Raw genomic sequence first — 19,815 nt, forward strand, 5'->3', positions numbered from 1 at the left:
CAACATGGATGGGAAGGGAAAAGTATGTTAACTCCCAGGGAAAGAATGATCCGGGTTTTCTGTCTTGAAGAGCCTGACAGAGTGCCAGTGTTTGAGCAGGAAATTCAGCCCCCAACATCTGAAGCTGTCTTGGGCCGGAGCTGCACCATTAACAATAAGAGGCTGCTTCTCGAGATTCTTGAGAAGGGAGAAATGAGCTGCAGTCTGCTAGATAGGATGGTTGAAGACTATGTCGACTTGGCCAGAAAGCTTAAGCTGGACGCTCTTGTCTTAGGTTCAAATATAGCTCCCGGCGATTTCACTCCCTATACGCGCATTTCAGAAAATGAGTGGCGGGGCGATGGGGTTGCCATTTACTATTTTTCTGGCAGCAATGAACTAATGACCATTGACCTCGAGATCCGTGAGAGGGGTATTGAGGGCTTAAAGCGTAGGATTGAAGAGCTAAGAGAGCCATTAAATATGGGTCCAGAAAACTTTTATGTCTTCAAAAGGGTCAAAGAAGAGTTGAGAAGAAGGAATCTTGATCTATTCATCTTCGTCGGATGCACTTTGTTTGATTGGCATGGAAGAGGATGGACTGATCTTGCGTTAAAATGGTTGTACACTAAACCAGGCTTGATGAGGGAATATCTAGACGCCTATAATAGAAGGGTTATCGAAGTGGTGAAGATGGAAATCGATTTAGGAGCAGACGCAGTGTTAGACGGAGGCGACCTCGCTTATAGGCATGGACCTATGCTTTCGCCCAGAATGTATAGGGAGTTTCTGCTTCCCTATCAAAGAATGCATTCAGATATTTTTCATAGGAGAGGCGTTTTTGTCGTTAACCGCTCAGACGGAAATATATGGCCAATAGCCGACGACTTTCTAATAAGTTCAGGGGTAGATGGTTACTGTGAAATAGATAAAAGCTCTGGCATGGATCTAGGCGAGCTAAAGGAGAAATATGGACATAAGATCTGTCTCCTAGGGAACGTAGACTGCGCAAAAACCTTGGTCTTTGGAAGTATAAAAGACGTTATGGAAGAAACAATAGATTGCATAATGAAGGCAGCGCCTGGAGGAGGTTATGTCCTATGTTCAAGCAATGTCATACATCATGGAGTTAAACCCGAAAACTATTTGGCTATGCTGAAGGCTGGTCGAAAACATGGCAGCTATAATAGAAGACTAGGTTAAAGCGAAACGGTAAAGCCCCCACTTATAGCAGAAGATAATATTAGACCCTGCGATCAATCAACCCAACAATTTTCAACCTTTCTTCTTAATGTTCTTATGTACGTAGATAATCCTTCAATATCTTTTATGTCGTTGCCGAGCAGGTTTGAAAGAGACTGCCAAAAGCTTAACTCCACCCTGATTCTCGCTGCCTCGAGGGATTTTGCTAAACGCTTGGTGATCTCCTTCCCACGCCTATCGAAATCCATGAGCAATATAATTTCCCTGCTACCGGTAGAGATTATCTCATCTACAATCTCCGGGAGGCTCTTTCCACATGATTTTATGGCTATGACGCCGTTTATGATCCCTATTTCTCTAAGAGCTTTCACGTCTTTTTCTCCTTCGACTATAAGTAGGGCGCCCATGGAAGCCTCGCTCTTTAACTTCTCAATTATGCAGTTGATCTTCTCAAGCTTCCGTTCAAGGCTTGACATACGATTCCTCAGCCGGAACTAAACGTAACTAATTAACGTGACAATATTTTTACTTTTTCCCTCATTTTTCGGATTTAAGAACCCTAACTATAACTATGGGTTTGTGCTTAAATCTTTTAAGCATGCTCCAAGTAACTTCCGTTAGACCGACATGAAATTTTTCAGCCATATCCCAAACAGTTCGCCCCGCTCCAAAACCCCTCTCCTTCTCAGCCGCCCTAGCTACCTCCAACGCCAAATTCACGTCAATCACCACACCAGCTAAAGCCAAGGGCGTAGGTCTCTGCTTAAGCTTTAAGGCTCTGCCAATAACGTATGCTATGACGCCGGGGAGCGTGCGAATACCCTTCATCGGGTTTGGCCTATGCGTGAAATGAAAGTTTCCCAGAGAGTATGTTTTATCGGTGTCAACTATCATGACGGCCACTTTCCTCTTCAATCTTTTCTCCAAATAACCCTGAATCTCTTCAGCTACTTTCTGCGGTTTTTCTAGAGGCAGGCTGACATACGCGTAGGGAAGGTTGCTTCCATCAATTCCGCCTTCAGAACCCCACATGAGAGCATGAAGAAAGCCAGCGTATCTTAAAGCCACCTCTTTATGAGCCGATCCTTCTTTCAACGGGTATTTTCTCAACCGCTCCACATTTATCTTCTTCATACGGCATAGTTGCCCTAGAAAATAGCCCCAGAAAAACCTCATCCAGACTCTGGCTAAAAAACGCGCTAGGAGGCCGGGTTTAACTTTCTTTTCGTCGACTATAAGCCCCTTAGCCACGGATATAGCCTTCTCCGAGACTACGAGTATGTCGCCATCAGAGATTTTTCCCTCAACGGAAGCCGCTATTTTCTCTAAGTAATCGTCTCTTGGCATCCAGTAACCTGTCTCTATAGCCTTCGCGGTAAGCGTAATCCTCCGCGCTTTTTCGCCGTTAGTCATCCTTTATTTCCCCATAATTATGATAATAGTTATTAGCCAGAAAGACAACTATTGTTTCGGAAAGACAAAAATATGTTTGTCGAATTAGAGAGAAACAGCATAGAAGCATTTATTGAATCCTTCTTAAGGGAAGAAAATCTGGATTCTTTGGCTGCCCTAATATATGGCCCGCATGCCGGTGGCTATGCTGATGAAAAAACTGCGGTAAACATTTTAATTATTGTGGAGTCAAGTAAACCTATTTTGAAGCATTATTCAAGAAGATTTGGCTCAGTGAAAACTCGGCTCCTCATAGCTGACAGGAAAACGTTTGAGAAAGATGTGGAAAATGAAGGGTTGGGCGGCATACTTGCCGATATCTTAATGACTCCTTACGAACCCATATTTAATGAAGAATACCTATGGAGACAGGAAGCTAAGTTCAAAAAGAGGGTTGCTGACAGCATTTTAAGAAACCTGATTTTAAGCTTTCCAGAAATGTCGAGAGAATTCATCATTAAGCCCGAATACTTAATGTTTGAGAGCATGAGACGAAGAGCCTCCTTATTCCCACTAATAATTTATAGGTTTCTTAACGTCACCAGATCTGATGTAAAAGAGAGAAACTATGCCTTAATTATGCGGGGTTTCACTGAAGCCTTAAAGGAACTTGCTAGTGAGGGGAAAATTCAAACTTTTAATGATACCTTTAAAATCTCAGAGGATTATGTAAAGTCTTTTCTAAGAAAGAAAATTGCTTGGCGTTTTACGAGACTGTTTAAAAATATACGTATCAGCATTTTACGTCATGTTCTTAGGGTTCTCCCAAGTATCGTGAACCCGTTCCTAGATGAATATAGAATTTATAGGAAGCATGTGGCTAATTTTGGAACCGCCAGAAAAATCATGTTTAAGCTTGAAGATCCAAGAAAATATATTTTTGTGCCAACATCCTCCGGAATAACACCGTTCACAGAGAAAATAACGATAGAGGAATTTCTCAAAAAACATATGTCTCAAAAACATGCTTTAAAACATGAAATTAAAAGGCTGGGAGGAGTTCTAAACAGCGTATACCTGCTAAGAATTTCTGGCTGCGAGAAGGAGGAGAGAATAGTTATCAAGATATTTAAAGATTGGTATGGATGGAAATGGTTTCCGCTAGCATTGTGGACTTTAGGAACAAGGGACTTCGCCATCTTGGGAAAAAGCAGGCTTGAAAGGGAATATGCCTTAAACAATTTTCTGTTAAAAAACGGGATAAATGTTCCAAAAATAGTCTATGTAGCCCCCGAGGAGAAGCTGCTTTTCCGAGAATTTATAGAGGGAACCAGTTTATCTAAAGTGATCAAACTTCTGTTTAAGAGTGGAGAGAACAGCGACAGCAAAATTAAGATGCTCAAAATTATTAGACAGGTTGGGGAAGAGATGGCAAAGGTTCATAGTTTAGGCGTAGCTATCGGCGATTGTAAACCGGAAAATATACTGCTGTCGTCGGATGAAAGAATATTTTTCTTGGATCTTGAGCAGGCTGAAAGGGGAGGAGATCAATCTTGGGATATAGCTGAATTCCTATATTATCTCGGGCATTACGCACAGTTTTCGCCGCCTAGGCATATTGAAGAAATCGTGAACAAGTTTATAGAGGGATATCTCGAGCTTGGCGGCAAGGTAGAGGTTGTAAAAAGGGCTCTCTCACCCCGCTACATAAAAGTGTTCGGGCTTCTCGTTCCTCCACACGTAATATTCGCTATCTCCGATACCTGCAGGAAAATTCTAAAATCTGAGAGGGCGCATCATGAGCAATATTGAGTTATAGGAAGACATAATAACAAAGTAAAAACCTATTTATGTTGAGGGGCTAAATTGAGTGTGAAGATAACTTTCTATGGCGGAGTAAACGAGGTTGGCGGAAATAAAATTCTCATAACCGATGGAGACACGCGAATTCTCTTAGATTTTGGCGCATCCTTCGCGTTAAGGGACAAGTTTTATTCGACGCCTTTTCTTTCGCCTAAGAGCGGTCTAGATCTGATAAAGCTTGGGATACTGCCGGATTTGAAGGGGGCGTATCTTTTCGAGGAAGCAGATCCCAATATAGACGCGGTTTTCCTCTCGCATTCACACATGGATCACATGGCTCACATATCATTTTTAAAGAGGAATATACCAATATACTGCGGCGAGACAACGGCTAAGATACTTAACGCGTTAAGCGACGTACATCCGGCAAGCGTAGAGTTCAACTTCGAAGGGGTCAAGTTTAAAACTTTCCGCACTGGCGACAAAATTAAAGTCGGCTCTATAGAGATCATTCCAATACACGTCGACCATTCGGTTCCAGGCTCTTACGGATTCATAATCCACACGTCTTCAGGCTCAATTGTCTACACTGGTGATTTCAGGTGGCATGGTTCAAAGCCTGAGCTAACAGAGGATTTAGCGTCATATTCAGCCAGTGAGAGGGTTGAGGTTCTCATATGCGAGAACACAAACATGACTGAGGTTGAGGTTTCCTCGGAAAGCGAGGTTATGTCAAAAATCAATAGCTTAGTCAGCAACACCCCAAAACTAGTTCTAACAGAGTTTGCATGCGCAGACATCGATAGGTTAAGATCATTCTATGAAGTCGCTTTAAGAAACAATAGAGTGCTTGCAATATCTTTGAAGCAAGCCTACCTGTTGCATAAACTTGAATCCGACCCCCACCTGAATGTTCCCAAGATTACTGACGGCTCCATTCTAATATTTCAAAAGGAGAAGAAAAGGTATTTTCGATGGGAGCAGGAGGTTATGAATTTAGGTGAACTGATAAGCCCCCGTGAGATCTCGGAAATGCAGGATAAAATAATACTTTACATGTCATTTTTCGATTTAAGCTGGCTTGTTGACATTAGCCCCTCGCCTGGAAGCTGCTACATTCTTTCTGCGTCTGAACCATTCAATGAGGAGATGGAGATAGATTTCAACAGGCTGTTAAACTGGCTTGAACATTATGGTCTTCCGCAATACCATGTGCATGTTTCAGGACACATAATACCGCTACATCTCAGAAAATTCTTGGAGATCGTTAAGCCTAGAAAAGTATTCCCTATTCATGGAACATACGTTAAGCTCTTTAAAAAATTTGTTGGGGATCTGGGAAGTGAGATAACTTTACCTGAAAGAGAAAAGGAGTATGAAGTATAAAGAGCCATTTTTTTGTTAAAGCTCGGTTTTAGCGCGCATAATATGCTTTTAGGTTTGACAAGATTTTTAAGCAGGTATAATCTTCTTCTTTTTGTGGTGTTAAATATGAGCAGTAAAGATGAGATTCTAAATAAGATTAGAGACGCTATTGTAAACTTAGATATTGATAATATTCAGAGACTTTGTATGGAGGCGCTTGAAGCCGGTATATCAGCATACGATATTGTGATGAAAGGAATGTCTAGGGGCATGGAGATAGTTGGCGAGAAGTATGAGAGAAATGAGTACTTTTTAGCCGAGTTAATAATGGCTGGCGAAGTGATGAAAGAGGGCATGAAGGTTTTAGAGCCCCATTTAAAGAGCGGCGAAGTAAAGAAGATTGGCAAAGTAGTTCTCGGAACTGTTCGAGGAGACTTGCATGACATTGGCAAAAACATTGTCGCCACGCTGCTGACAGCCGCTGGTTTTGAAGTCATAGATCTGGGAGTAGACGTTTCACCCGAGAAATTCGTTGAGGCTGTTAGGGAAAACAACCCGGATATAGTTGGCATGTCGGCCCTACTGACGACAACAATGATTGAAATGGAGAACATTATAAAGGCGCTTAAAGACGCTGGGCTGAGAGATAAAGTGAAGGTAATCATTGGTGGAGCACCGATAACAAAGGAGTTCGCGGATAAAATTGGCGCCGACGCTGCGGCGAGGGACGCTGTTGAAGGCGTAAACATATGTAGGTCATGGGTTTCCTCAAAGTGACCTTGCATGAAGAACGAGCTGAAACCGCGGGAAAGAATCAAACTAATTTTAGAGCACCGTGAAGCGGACCGTATTCCAATTCATGATAGCCCTTGGGCAGCAACAGTAGATCGCTGGAGATCTGAGGGGTTGCCCTCCGGGGTTTCGCCCGCAGACTACTTTGGGTATGAGATCGCTATTTTTAGCGCCGATACAAGTCCGCGTTTCCCCGTTGAGGTTTTATACGAGAATGAAGAGTACATTGTGGAAAGAAACTCTTTTGGCGGAATAAGGAAAAACCACAAGGATTATTCTACGACGCCGATGATCATTGATTATCCCTGTAAAAGCAGGGAAGACTGGGAGAAAATTAAGCCTAGACTTAAAGCCGACGACTACAGGGTTGACTGGGTAACAGGGCTGCAGTCTTTTCATCGTGAGAACAGTCGCGGACGCTTCATAATGTATGGGGCCGCTGTAGGATACGATAAAATACAGAGTTATGTCGCATCGGAGAGGCTGTTGAAGGCGATCATTAGGGAGCCGGATTGGGTTATTGACATGTATTGGACTGATGCTAAGCTAGTCATGGAAATGTGTGAACGAATGATGAGAGGGGGTTTCAAGTTCGACGGGGCCTTCCTTTACTGCGACTTAGGTTATAGGGGCGGATTATTCTTCTCGCCCAGACATTTTGAAGAGCAGCTTCATCCGGTGTTTAAGGAGCTATGCCGCTTCTTCCATAGCCACGGCATGTACGTGTTCTTGCACTGCTGTGGGCGTGTGAAAGACCTTATCCCATATTTTATTGAGGAAGGGATTGACTGCCTGCAGCCCCTTGAAGTAAAAGCTGGAATGGATCTTGTGGAGCTGAAGGAGAAATACGGTGACAAGATGACGTTTATGGGCGGCATAGACGTAAGGCTTATGGCTCTCGACGACCCGAAGCCGATAGAGGAAGAGATAAAAAAGAAGATTCCGATAGCAAAGGAAGGCGGAGGATACATTTATCACTCAGATCACTCCGTTCCAAAAAACGTCAGCTTTCAAAACTACAAAAGGGTTATAGATTTAGTCAAAAAATACGGGAAATACGAGTAAAATTTCCTTTAAATCTTTTTTCGTTAGGAAAACGGACTATTCCTCCTATATTTTCTACTTGCTTTCAACAGCAGATTGAAGTTTTCTATGCTCATCTCAATAGGTATGCCGCCCTCAGAGCCTAAGATAAATCCACCTCCCGGCGCTCCAATTCTAAGTCTATCAAGTAGATGCTCTTTAAGATCGGCGGCACCCATGAGACCGATGTTTTTACTTAAGCCTCCCAGAAAACAGAGGTCGCCACCATATCTCTCCTTTAGTTCCTTTAAATCCATGTTATCGGTGGGGCCCACAGGGTTAAGCATATCTAGCTTAGCCCTGACGAGAAGCGGAACTAAAGCGTCAATCTTGCCATGACTATGCATGTTGACGAACGCACTATACTTATGCGCTAGATCTATGGCTCTTGCATGCCATGGAAATATGAGATCCTCATAGAGTTTTGGGCTCATGAATGTTCCACGGGAATGGCCTAGGTCATCAGGCCATTCTATCATCATGGCGCCTCTCTCAAGCAGGTTCTTTTCGGCTTTTAGGTTAAATTCACCTATCTTAGCGATAAGTTTCCTGTAGAAATCCCTTCTCATATAGATGTCTTTTAGGATTGTTTCTAGGGGGCCTCTTAGAAAATACCAGATCCCTGAGAAGAAGCCGTTTATGCTGCATGAAGGAAAGAAACCCTTCTCAACCACGTATTTTATGGCTTTCTCGACACCCTCATATCTTGATGGGTCTTCAGGGTCTGGAAGTTCCATTTTATCTAAGTCCTCTTCGGTTTTAACCGGGTAGTCTATGTATTGTCGCGCCCACACATTTTTCTCCGTTCCTACGCGCCATTTAGCGCCAGTCTCCCACTCAACAATCCTCCATTCTTCACCAGACTCAATCACTCTTTTTATTTTAAACCCGGCGTTCGCCACCCCAATTATAAAATTATCCATGTAATCGGCTATTTTTATAGCCATATCCAATCCTTTCAACTCTGAACCAGTGGCGCCTAACTCTGCTAACGGAATAAATTTGGCTCTAGATGCCTCATTCGTAAAATCTAAAACTTGGGGTGTAATCGGCGGCTCTTCATGAAGCAATGTTGCTAGGACGCAGTTAAATCTACTGATGATCATAAACTTAACCCCATCTATTCCAGATGCTCCTATATCGTATTTTTGGCGAATCCGACTATAATATTATCGCCTAGCCAACTTTTATCATGCCTCTGCCTGCCCCCATTATTCTATTTGAGAGCGCTTTCCTCAACCGAATGGGACTTTATTTAAGTTAAGTTTATATTACTGAATGTCAAATTTGACATCAACATTGATATATTGCTATAAACTCAACGTTTATTGGATAAGATGTGAATAATTAAGGTTGAAAAACAATGGCTAAATCGCCGATACTTAGGGTTTATAGATACGTGATTAAGGAATGGAAGATTCTGATACCCGCCATAGGTTTTTCTTTCGCCTCAACGATCTTTGCAATGATGATACCGTGGTATGTTAGGGAACTATTAAACTCCGTAGTTTCTTACGATGCTAGTAAACTTCTCCCCTTATCGCTATCTGTTATCGGGTTAACTTTTCTGGAAGGGCTTTCAGCGTTCATCGTTAGATACCTTTTCGAAACAATGGCCCAGAAGACAACTTATAGGCTCAGATTAGACCTTTACAATCATCTGCACGAGCTTTCTTATGGTTTCTACGATAAGGTGGACATTGGTGAAATAATTGTTAGGGTGACTAACGACATGGATAATTTAAATCGCTTCATAAGCTTCGCAACCATGCCGCTGCTGAGCGTGATCTTCTCATGCTCAATCGCGCTCTACATACTTTTATCTCTGAACGTTGAGTTAACTCTAACAGCGATATCCCTGCTGCCATTTATAGCGCTGATAACGATCTCATTCAATAGGAAGGTTTACCCAATACTTGAAAACAGCTGGAGAGCGATGAGCCAATTCAACAGCGTTGTGCAAGAATATACTTCTACGGTGAAGATCCTAAAGGCTCTTGGAATAGAGGACGTTTTCGGAAAGATCTATAGATCTAGATTAGATAGCGTATACGACTTAAACATGAGGTTTCAAAAGTATGCCTCAATATCGTGGCCTTCAATAGGGCTTGTTTCAGCGGCCATTCAGCTAGTAGTCTACTTATATGGTGGGTTTAAAGCTGTTTCAGGGGTTTTAAGCATAGGGGACATCGTAGCATTCATATTATATCTTTCCATGCTCAATTGGCCGTTAATCGGGCTAGGTTTCTTCGTCCTAGATTATCAGAGGGCATCAGTTTCAGCATCCAGAATATTTGAGGTGCTTGATAAAGAGCCCGAAGTTAAAGACCAGCCCGGAGCCATCGATTTAAAGGAGGTTAAGGGCCACATAAAATTTGAAAACGTTACATTCGGGTATAGTCACGATAAACCTATAATAAAAGATGTTAGTTTTGAGGTTAAACCCGGAGAGAAGGTCGCCATAGTTGGCCCAACAGGTTCGGGAAAATCAACCCTGATTAAACTCATACCAAGATTTTATGACCCTATAAGCGGACGCATACTTATAGATGGCGTAGACATAAAAAACATTAAAATTAAATCTCTTAGGAAACATGTTGGGATAGTTCACCAAGACACTATGCTTTTCTCCGGGACAATAAAAGATAATATAACGTACGGTAGGCCTGATGCCTCCATGAGCGAGGTGATTGAGGCCGCTAAGGCTGCGGGGATCCACGACTTCATAATCAGCCTGCCTAAGAAATATGAGACGAATATTGCGGAGAGAGGCGTAACGCTTTCAGGAGGGCAGAGACAGAGGATAGCCATAGCGAGAACGCTTATAATTAATCCGAAAATACTGATTCTAGATGACCCTACGTCGAACCTTGATGCTGAAACGGAGAGCATGGTTCTTGAAGCCTTAAAAAAGCTCGTTGAGGGTAGAACCGTGATCATAGTGACCCAGAGGCTCTCGATGCTTAAGATGGCGGATAGAATAATGGTTTTAGAGGACGGTAGAATCGTTGAGGAAGGTAGGCATGAAGACTTAATGAAGCTTAATGGAGCGTATGCGAGACTATATAACGCTCAGTTCGCTCATCAGGAAGGATTTGCTGGAGGGTTGTAGGAATTGGGGTGGGTATTAGCCAGATACGCGAGGGAGGGCGCTGAGGGGAAGCCTAAGAGCTCCCCGATCAAAATAATTGCTAGACTTATGAGGCTTATATGGCGGTATAAGGCTAGGCTATTAATCTTTATCTTTGCAGCCTCAGCGGTTCTGATTCTGAACGTTTTAGGACCGTATATTGGACGAAAGATCGTGGATGAGGGGATAATTGCTAGAAACCCGAACGTTCTAGTGCTATATGCATCTATTCTCGCGGCTATAGCGGTATGCAGCTGGCTTCTGGGGGTTATTAGAACCTATAGCATCGCGTGGTTAACGCAGAGGCTCCTCTACGATTTACGTGTTTCTCTTTTCGCCCATTCAGTGGAGTTAGACTACGCCTTCTTCTCATCCATGCCAGCTGGCCAAATCATATCTAGATTTACTAGTGATGTTGAAGCGGTTGGGCAGACGGCGACCACAGGCTTCATAGACGCTGTATTCAACACTTTAACCATTATAGGAGCGGTCGCCGCCATGCTGAGCCTGAACGTTAATCTCACATTGGCAACGCTGTCTCTGGTGCCGCTAATAATTATTTCAGTAATATTTCTGGCCAGAAGAAGCTATAAGGCTTACAGGGAGGTTAGATCAAAGGTTGGAGAACTAACCTCAAATATCGAGCAGACAGTCTCCGGCATGAGGGTTTCGCAATCCTTCTCCGATAGGGATAAAGTCGACCTGAGAAGATTTGAAAGAGTAAGCTACGAAACCATGCGCGCAAATATTAGGGCAACGCTTGTTATGGCGCTTACACGTCCGGTTTTAAGCATAATAAGGGCTGCAACCGTCGCTATACTGGCTTTTTATGGCGGGCATCTGATCATAAGTGGCGAGACAACGATAGGTACACTAATAGCCTTCTACAGCTATGTGGAAATGTTCTTTAATCCCGTGATAACTCTAACCGTGTACTATAACATGTTGCAGTCAGCTCTAGCAGCCGCGGAAAGAATATTTGAGTATCTTGAGACGAAACCATCAGTTAAGGATTCAAGCGACGCCGTGGACTTTGAGATTAAGAGCGGCGAAATAATCTTCGAAAACGTGAGCTTCGGATATGGTGAGACAAAAGTCTTCGAGAACTTTAACCTTAAGGTTAACCCGGGGGAAATACTAGCTGTTGTCGGGCCGACGGGCGCTGGAAAGACAAGCTTGGCGAACCTTATATTAAGGCTATATGATCCCCAGGGTGGACGCATACTTATAGATGGTGTAGACATAAGGAAAATTAGGTTGAGTTCTCTTAGAAGGCAGATATCTTTGGTTCCACAGGAGCCGATACTCTTCAAAGATACTGTTAGAGAGAATATTCGCTACGGTAAGCCCGACGCCAAAGATGAGGAGATCATTAGGGTTATACATGATCTTGGGCTTGAGCCGATTATAAAAACTCTGCCTGAGGGGCTTGACACGATGGTGTCTGAGGGCGGCGCTAACCTCTCTGTTGGGCAAAGGCAGCTGATAAATGTTGCTAGAACCCTTCTCCGGAAACCGAAAATAATAATACTTGATGAGGCGACCAGCAGCGTAGACCCCTACACCGAGAGCTTGTTGCAGGAGGCTTTAAAGAGGCTTTTAAGCGGCAGAACATGCATAATAATCGCGCATAGGCTCTCGACGACTTTTCTAGCGGATAGAGTCATAGTTTTAGATGGAGGAAAAATAGTTGAGGAAGGGACACATAACGAGCTGCTGAAGAGAGGAGGCTTGTTCGCAAAGCTCTATGAGCTTCAGATAGGTGAATTGATTAAGGCTGAAACCTTGAGCAGATCTAGATGACACTTAGGCATCTACTGCCTGAACACTCATGTTTTCTTCCACTCTAAAATTATTCCCAGAGTGGATTCCCTTGATTCAATGATCTTTCTGTACGCGTTTGCCGCCGCCTCAAACCGCACTTTCTCAGTAATTAGGTCTCGAACTTTTAGAAGCCCCCTGCTTAATAGTTTCAAACTTAGTTTTACATCATCTCTCTGCGTCCAGAACCTGCGGCTTGACTCATAGTATGGCCTAACATTGTTGTGGGCCCCTATTATCATGGCGCCTTTCCTATGAACCAAGCTATAAAAGTTGACTGTTGAAACGCCTCTTGGGCTGCCCAGAAGAACGACTCTTCCACGCGTTCCCACAAGTTCAAGCGCTAGGGGAATTGCGTCCGGGTTACCTGTAGCCTCAATGACAACGTCGACACCCTTTCCCTCCGTGATTTTCGTCACCGCGTCCCTTAAGTCTACTTTGCTGGGATTCAATGTTTCGTCGGCGCCGCATTTCTTCGCCACATCCAACCTATAATCATAAACGTCGACGCCTATTACAGGTATCCCTCCGCTCAGCTTCGATAATTGTAGGGCTAAGTTGCCAACCAGCCCTTGACCTAGAACCAGAACAGATTCTCCGATCTCTATGTCCGCTTTTCTAATCCCTTGCATCGCTATGGAAGCTAAAGCGAAGAATGACGCCTCGTCAAAGGATAGATTGCTAGGTATTTTCTCTATCTCTTTTTCTTCGGCGAGCACGTGGCTGGCATGAGGTTTCTGTGAAACCACTCTGTCGCCCACATTAAATGATGAAACGGCTTCACCTTTAGCGCACACTATTCCAGCATTCGAGTAGCCCGGATACATAGGGAACTTTGCAGGCGTATTCGGCAAAGCCATTAAAAACGCTGTCTCCGTGCCGGGACTAATTAACGTTGAAACGCTCTCTATAAGCACCTGTTTAGGACCGGGTTTATCCGGGATGAAATCTTCTACTTCAACTAAACCTATATCTTTGAAAACAATGCGTTTCCCCTTCAACATGGACAAAACGGATCCCTCCAACTAATTGATGCTTCTATTTCCACATGGGCAGCTTAAACTTTAAAGCTTAATATCCTGAAATAATACTTTATACAGTTTTTAGAGTAAGGGTTGAGGTGCTGCTAATGGTTGGAGGATACGCTGGTAAAATCGTGGAGGTTAATCTTTCTAACGGACGCGTTAAAGAGGAAAACTTGGATCTCTCGTTGGCTAGGAGATTAATTGGGTGTCTAGGAATATCCTCTAAGATTATGCTTGAGATGGTTGATAGAGATGTGGAGCCTTTAAGCCCGGAAAACAAGCTTATTTTCGCCACAGGGGTGCTAACGGGGTCTAATGCGCCGGCTGCCTGCAAATCTATTATAGTTTCAAGGTCTCCTCTAACAAATATTTGGGGCGAATCCATTTTTTCAGCCAACAGCGGCATCGAGCTTAAGCGTGCTGGGTACGATATGCTTCTGATGGATGGAAAAGCTGAGAAACCGGTCTATCTTTGGATACATGACGGCGGCGTTGAAATTAGGGATGCCAGCGGCATTTGGGGCATGGACACGTTTACAGCATGCGAGTCCATAAAGAAGGATTTGGGTGAAAGAAAGGCGGCTGTAGCATCTATTGGGCCAGCTGGCGAGAGACTTGTTAGATTAGCCTCCATTATAAGCGATAACGGTAGGGCTGCTGGGAGATGCGGTTTAGGCGCAGTTATGGGTTCAAAGAACCTGAAAGCCATAGCGGTGCTGGGTTCACGGAGAATAGATGTTGCTAACCCTGAAGCGCTCGCTGGCCTAAGCAGAGAGATTGTGGAGATTGTGAAGGATAGGATGAAAGCTTTCACGGAATATGGAACATCGAGAGGCGTTGTAGCGTTCGAGGAGATGGGTAACCTGCCAATAAAGAATTGGACAATGGGGAGATTTCCCGGAGCTGAGAAAATCTCAGGCATGAAAATGGCTGAAACAATTCTATCTGATAGAAAGTCTTGTTTCTCCTGCCCCGTAGCCTGCGGGAGATACGTTAAGATAAGCGAGGGGCCCTATGCCCCGCTGGAGGGCTATGGCCCAGAATATGAAACTATCGCGGCTTTGGGCTCATTATGCATGAATGATAATCTAGAGGCAATAGCTAAGGCGAACGATCTATGTAACAGGTTTGGTTTAGACACAATATCGGTTGGAGCCACCATAGCCTTCGCGATGGAGTGCTATGAGAAGGGCATAGTGACGAAGGAAGACACTGGAGGAGTCGAGCTGAGGTGGGGTGACCCGGACGCCATAATTAAAATGGTTGTTCTCATCGGTAGGAGAGAAGGGTTCGGGGCAATATTAGGCGAGGGCGTTAAGAGGGCTGCTGAAATTATCGGGAAGGGCGCCGAGAGATACGCTATGCACGTTAAGGGCCTTGAAATACCCATGCATAATCCCTATAGGTTTAAGGAGATGGGGTTGCAGTACGCTGTATCGGAGAGGGGGGCTTGCCACTTGAGGGGGCTTTCAATGCTCCCATCCAGAGGGATTCTTCTTCCAGACATCGGGTTTAACGAGAAGCTCGATGGATTCGCCATTGAGGGGAAAGCCCATGTGGTCAAGGTAATGCAGGATGTTTGCCGCGTTGTTGACGCTCTAGGAATCTGCAAGTTCGTCTATCTATTCGGCGGCGTCCCCTTAAGGAAGATCGTGCAACTATACACTGCGGTAACCGGTTGGGAAACAACATTAGAGGATCTCTTGAGGGCTGGTGAGAGAATATGGATGCTCCAGAGACTGTTTAACGTTAGAATGGGAGTTAGCCGCAAAGACGACACCTTACCCAGAAGATTTCTAGAGGAACCTATGGTTGATGGCGCAGCTAAAGGGCAAACTGTTAATTTAGAACCTATGCTCGAAGAATATTACGTTGAGCGCGGACTAGACTGCGAGGGAAGACCAAGAAGAGAGAAGCTGCTTGAGCTCGGATTAGACTTCACCGCCAAATATGTCGACTGGTGAATAAGGCAGTGGTAAGAGTCAAGATTATACTGTTAGACGAGAATTTAAGGAAAAGTATCGCTGAAAAAGAAATAGTTTTTGAGCTTCCGGAAGGATCCACCATTAGAGAACTGCTGAAGAAAGCTATGGAGCGGTACGGCGAAGCATTTGTAAAGGCGTTGAGGCCGGAGGTGTCCATAATGTTGAACGGGCAAAACATAGAGTTTCTAGGAGGGTTTAACGCGAAGCTCGCGGATGGGGATCGGGTTGCCATAGTACCTATTGTGGCTGGCGGATGACGGAGAAAGAATTTTATATATCCTTTCTCTCTCATAACATGAGAGCAATAGTCTGATTGTGGTGATGGTTAATGCCCCTTGTTAATGAGAAGGATCTGCTTCTACCAGCGTTGGAGGAAGGAAGGGCTGTAGGAGCCTTCAATGCCAACAACATGGAGATGGTTCAAGCATTTATATGGGCTGCTGAAGAGGTAAGTAAAGAGCTGGGTGAACCAGTAGACTTAATAATTCAGGTTAGCCCAGGAGCCGCCAAATACGCAGGCTGGTCTATGGCTGCTGGAATGGTTAAAATAGCTGCCGCCGAAACGGATATTCGAGTTGCATTAAACCTTGATCACGCAACCGAGATCAGCCATGTGAAAAAAGCTCTTGAAACCGGTTTCACAGCGGTTCTCATCGATGGGTCCTCGCTGCCGCTGGAAGAGAATATTCGTTTAACACGTCAGGTCGTTGAAATGTGCCACGCTAGAGGCGTACCGGTTGAGGCTGAATTGGGTAAGATACCTAGAATCGAAGACTACTTCTCTAAGGGAGATATCGCCTATTTAAGGAGCTTGCCGCCAGCTGAAGCTGTAAAGATTATACGTGAAAAAGCCGGTAAATCTGTTGAGGAACTTATGGCTAAGCCTGAAGACGTCGAATACTTCGTTAAGAAGACTGGATGCGATTTTCTCGCCGCAGCGTTTGGCTCGATACATGGCATATGGGACGATATATGGCCTATAAGGGTAGATAGGCTAATAGCTATTCAAGAAAGGATGCGTATACCATTGGTTTCACATGGCTCATCCGGCATCCTAATGACGCCAAAAGACGCTGAGAGAAAAGGAATAAAGCTGCTTAAGGGTGAAGGAACCCTACTAGACGCCATTAAAACCGGCGGGGTGACAAAGGTTAATGTCGCAACAGCCTTATCCATAGCTTTCATAGAGGGCTTCATAGAGGCCTATAAGGCTAATCCAAGCGAAAAAGACTTCCGGAATTTCGGCGACGCTGCCCGCAGGAGAGTTAAGGAGAAAGTTAAAGAGTACATGCGGCTCTTCGCCGGAAAAGTAGAGTAAAGGATACCTCCTGAAAAATTTCCTTCAATAACAAAATTTTTCATTTTGAATTGATTTCGGGATGGAATGGATAGAGATCTATACATAAATGGTTTTTAGAGGGTTACGAAGCAATATGTTTAAAATATCGGTCATATCGGATGAGGTATCTCAGGATCTTAGGCGCGTAGCCGCTTTCGCAAAAAGATTTAATCTTGATGGCGTTGAAATTAGGAGCGTCTGGGGAAAGGGGCCGCATCTCCTCCTTCGGGAGGCAGATGAAATCAAGAGAATTTTATCTGAATATGGGTTAAAAGTTAGCGCGATAGCTTCACCTTTCTTTAAGGCGGATATCGACAGTGAAAGCGAGTATAAAGAACATCTAGATATATTAAGAAGATGCATTGAATTAGCGATTAAGCTGGACGCTAAGATAATTAGGGGGTTCACGTTTTGGAGAAAGGGCAATATGGAAGACTACATTGACCGGATACTGGAAAAGTACCGGAGACCCCTAGAGATCTTAGAGAGCGAGGACGTAATTTTAGGCGTTGAAAATGAGCCTTCAACATTTGCTGGAAATGGGAGGGAGCTCGCCCTATTTCTCTCCAAAATTAATTCAAAGAAGGTTGGGGCTGTGTGGGATCCGGGAAACGACATTTTCGACCCATCGGGCGAAGTGCCTTATCCCGACGGTTACAGGTACGTTAAGGGCTGGATTGTCCACGTGCATGTTAAGGATGGCGTTAGGATGGGGAGTGAGGGAAAACCTGAAGTTACAGCCTTCGGTGAGGGCGAAGTAGCCTTTAGGGAGCAGTTTAGAGCCCTGAGAGACGACAAATATGGCGGATATATTTCGCTGGAAACGCATTGGAGGCCTAAAAGAAAGATTCCAGAAGATATTTTAATGAAGCCGGGTGGAGATGAATTCTCCTATGCTGGTGAGGAGGCGTCAGAAATATGTATAAGGAACCTTCTTCAAATGCTGAATACTCTATGAAAGGCCTGCAAGAATTATATTTCGTCAATTCTTCAATATTTCCTGAATTTTCAAACGCCACTTCGACATCTCGTTAGGCGACTGCGGGTAATCTTCATAGGCTTTTTTAACGGCCTTAGATTTTCTAGCCATCGCATACAGTTTTCTTAGGAAAGATACTCTTCCAAGCCCTATGAAAACTCTCCTCGTCGCATCGGTTATGTTTAAACGCACGTCCCCCTCTAACCCAGCCTTCAAGACGTCCTCCTCTTTTATCAGCCTATACTTCATCCCGTAATTAATATCCTCGTTCGTCAGGTTTTGCAGGAAAACACGGAAGACATCTAATCCCGCCTGCTTTGCGCCGTAAGTCTTCATGTAACGTACATTTATCGGCCATAAATTCTCTATGCTAGGCTCACCCTTCTCCAGCGCCTCGGAGATAACCTCTCCGGATATTTTACCAGCCATCATTGACGGGCCCATGCCTCCCCCGTGAATCGGGTTTACATGGCATGCCGCGTCGCCTATAACAACTATGCCGTTGCTGACGAACGAGTCTAGCGGGCGTCTCGTCGGGACAATGCCGCCCCCGCCGTGAATAAGCCTTGAACCTTCGAAAATCTGCTTGCTTAAAACAAACTTGTATAGCTGGTCTCTTGGGTTTGGAAAGCTGCCGATGGCGGCTACGCCTAACCCAACGTTGACGCTGCTTCCCCTCTTGGGGAAAACCCAGTAGTATCCGCCCGGCGCAGCCTCCAAGTCTAGGTATATTTGGCAGAACTCAGGCTCCTCTATTTCAGTCTCTAAGACGCGTATCTCCCTATAGCATAAAACCTCATCTTTCCTATCTATTGTTGTATCTATCCCCATCTCAGGCGGGAGTCTTCTTCGTAGTACAGCGGCGTAGCCGCTTGCGTCTATCATAGCTCTCCCCTTAATCTCCATCTTTAAATTTGTTCTCAGATCTTTAACGATTACTCCCCTGACGAAGCCGCCTTCTATGATTGGTTCAAGGGCTTGTGTTGAATCCAGAAGCGAAGCCCCAGAGTCCATGGCTTCCTTAAGCAACCTTTGTCCAAAGGCCCGCCTATTCACTATAAAGCCGTGGAGACCTTCTCCGACAAGCCGAAAGACCGTCTCAAGGTTCGGCGAGTAAACTTTTATGCCCATTATGGTTCTCTCGAGCTCCTCTCCGCTTGGATATCTTAAGCCTAGATTATCGAAGTGATGTTTTCCTATGGCGTCGCCGCATACTTTGTCGCCGATAGATCCAGCATCCTTATAGTCGATTAGGCAAACCGATAAACCGGTTTTTGCGGCGGTTCTAGCAGCCATACAGCCAGCGGTTCCAGCGCCGACAATAACGACATCAAATTTCTCCATGATAGCCGCGCCTCTCCTTAAATATGCACATCTATAGCCGGATTGGAATTAAACTTTTACGGGAAACAATCCGGGCTTCACTCTACGGCCCCATCTCCTCCTTAAATATCTCCAGCAGCCTCTCCTTATCGATTCCAAGTTTACTTGCAAGCTCCTTTATCCACTTCACATATGATCTGAAGACGTTGCATGCGATCTCAACTTTATCTTTTGTTGAAAGGTTCTCCTCCTCAACTAGAAGAAGCGCAAACCATCTGCCCAGATCTGTGAGCGTGTATGCCTTAAGCCAAACCGCCCTTCCAGAAGACTCGGTTTTCTCCATATGCTCGCCCAGTATGCCAAGATCCACAAGGGCCTTCAAATGCTCTATAATTGTTTTATTAGAGTAGCCTAAATCCTCAATCAAATCTCTCTGATAAATCTTCTCAGAGAAACCTCTCCTCAAAGCAAACTTCAGAATGTCAACCGGAACGGAGGAGCCGAAAACCGCCCTCAAAACCTCATACTTGCTACCTTTGGGTAGGAAAATTACATATGGATAAACTCTTCTATCCATATTTCCGCCAAAAATCTTC

17 protein-coding genes are annotated in these 19,815 nt (G+C 44.5%); 11 read left to right on the forward strand and 6 right to left on the reverse strand.

All coding sequences use genetic code 11. The annotated features are described in order from the left end of the window. The first annotated feature begins 24 nt into the window (after positions 1-24). Positions 25-1,182, forward strand: coding sequence for a uroporphyrinogen decarboxylase family protein (locus QXR61_01990; protein ID MEM3756721.1), 1,158 nt, complete (start codon positions 25-27; stop codon positions 1,180-1,182). Positions 1,183-1,235: 53 nt separating this feature from the next. On the opposite strand, the gene QXR61_01995 is transcribed toward QXR61_01990, so the two are convergent. Both QXR61_01995 and QXR61_02000 read right to left on the reverse strand, forming a co-directional pair. Next, positions 1,236-1,658 (reverse strand): toprim domain-containing protein, encoded by a 423-nt coding sequence (locus QXR61_01995; GenBank protein MEM3756722.1) that lies wholly within the window; start codon positions 1,656-1,658, stop codon positions 1,236-1,238. A 61-nt stretch (positions 1,659-1,719) separates the two neighbouring features. Further along, positions 1,720-2,595, reverse strand: a complete 876-nt coding sequence (locus QXR61_02000) for a coenzyme F420-0:L-glutamate ligase (protein MEM3756723.1) — start codon at positions 2,593-2,595, stop codon at positions 1,720-1,722. Positions 2,596-2,667: 72 nt separating this feature from the next. Here QXR61_02000 and QXR61_02005 point away from each other — a divergent pair, with 72 nt between their 5' ends. From QXR61_02005 to QXR61_02020, 4 genes are all read left to right on the forward strand, one after another. Continuing rightward, entirely contained in the window at positions 2,668-4,386 is a 1,719-nt protein-coding gene (locus QXR61_02005) for a lipopolysaccharide kinase InaA family protein (protein MEM3756724.1), read from the forward strand. Between the two features lie 60 nt (positions 4,387-4,446). After that, complete coding sequence (locus QXR61_02010) at positions 4,447-5,763, forward strand: MBL fold metallo-hydrolase (GenBank protein MEM3756725.1); 1,317 nt, start codon at positions 4,447-4,449, stop codon at positions 5,761-5,763. 105 nt (positions 5,764-5,868) lie between these two features. Then, entirely contained in the window at positions 5,869-6,519 is a 651-nt protein-coding gene (locus tag QXR61_02015; protein ID MEM3756726.1) for a corrinoid protein, read from the forward strand. A 6-nt stretch (positions 6,520-6,525) separates the two neighbouring features. Continuing rightward, on the forward strand, positions 6,526-7,599 hold the full coding sequence (locus QXR61_02020) for a uroporphyrinogen decarboxylase family protein (GenBank protein ID MEM3756727.1): 1,074 nt from the start codon (positions 6,526-6,528) through the stop codon (positions 7,597-7,599). Between the two features lie 23 nt (positions 7,600-7,622). Here the strand turns inward: QXR61_02020 and QXR61_02025 are convergent, their stop codons facing one another. Continuing rightward, positions 7,623-8,723 carry a uroporphyrinogen decarboxylase family protein gene (locus QXR61_02025; protein MEM3756728.1) on the reverse strand — a complete coding sequence of 367 codons (1,101 nt, stop codon included), beginning with the start codon at positions 8,721-8,723 and terminating at the stop codon, positions 7,623-7,625. Between the two features lie 257 nt (positions 8,724-8,980). Between QXR61_02025 and QXR61_02030 the strand changes: the two genes are divergently transcribed. Then, positions 8,981-10,729: an ABC transporter ATP-binding protein gene (locus tag QXR61_02030; GenBank protein ID MEM3756729.1), complete on the forward strand. Its 1,749-nt coding sequence runs from the start codon at positions 8,981-8,983 to the stop codon at positions 10,727-10,729. Between the two features lie 3 nt (positions 10,730-10,732). Continuing rightward, positions 10,733-12,550: an ABC transporter ATP-binding protein gene (locus tag QXR61_02035; protein MEM3756730.1), complete on the forward strand. Its 1,818-nt coding sequence runs from the start codon at positions 10,733-10,735 to the stop codon at positions 12,548-12,550. Positions 12,551-12,576: 26 nt separating this feature from the next. Here the strand turns inward: QXR61_02035 and QXR61_02040 are convergent, their stop codons facing one another. Continuing rightward, on the reverse strand, positions 12,577-13,572 hold the full coding sequence (locus tag QXR61_02040; protein MEM3756731.1) for a zinc-binding alcohol dehydrogenase: 996 nt from the start codon (positions 13,570-13,572) through the stop codon (positions 12,577-12,579). A 125-nt stretch (positions 13,573-13,697) separates the two neighbouring features. Here QXR61_02040 and QXR61_02045 point away from each other — a divergent pair, with 125 nt between their 5' ends. The 4 genes from QXR61_02045 (at position 13,698) to QXR61_02060 (ending at position 17,875) form a co-directional block, all read left to right on the forward strand. Next, positions 13,698-15,557, forward strand: coding sequence for an aldehyde ferredoxin oxidoreductase family protein (locus QXR61_02045; protein ID MEM3756732.1), 1,860 nt, complete (start codon positions 13,698-13,700; stop codon positions 15,555-15,557). Between the two features lie 8 nt (positions 15,558-15,565). Further along, entirely contained in the window at positions 15,566-15,835 is a 270-nt protein-coding gene (locus QXR61_02050; protein MEM3756733.1) for a MoaD/ThiS family protein, read from the forward strand. Between the two features lie 71 nt (positions 15,836-15,906). Next, complete coding sequence (locus QXR61_02055) at positions 15,907-16,896, forward strand: class II fructose-bisphosphate aldolase (protein ID MEM3756734.1); 990 nt, start codon at positions 15,907-15,909, stop codon at positions 16,894-16,896. 115 nt (positions 16,897-17,011) lie between these two features. Next, on the forward strand, positions 17,012-17,875 hold the full coding sequence (locus QXR61_02060; protein ID MEM3756735.1) for a sugar phosphate isomerase/epimerase family protein: 864 nt from the start codon (positions 17,012-17,014) through the stop codon (positions 17,873-17,875). Positions 17,876-17,899: 24 nt separating this feature from the next. Here the strand turns inward: QXR61_02060 and QXR61_02065 are convergent, their stop codons facing one another. Both QXR61_02065 and QXR61_02070 read right to left on the reverse strand, forming a co-directional pair. Continuing rightward, positions 17,900-19,240: an NAD(P)/FAD-dependent oxidoreductase gene (locus QXR61_02065; GenBank protein ID MEM3756736.1), complete on the reverse strand. Its 1,341-nt coding sequence runs from the start codon at positions 19,238-19,240 to the stop codon at positions 17,900-17,902. An 82-nt stretch (positions 19,241-19,322) separates the two neighbouring features. After that, positions 19,323-19,796: a hypothetical protein gene (locus tag QXR61_02070; protein ID MEM3756737.1), complete on the reverse strand. Its 474-nt coding sequence runs from the start codon at positions 19,794-19,796 to the stop codon at positions 19,323-19,325. Positions 19,797-19,815: the final 19 nt, after the last annotated feature.

The organism is Candidatus Bathyarchaeia archaeon (genome assembly GCA_038882715.1).
Classification (GTDB): Archaea; Thermoproteota; Bathyarchaeia; order Bathyarchaeales; family DTEX01; genus DTEX01.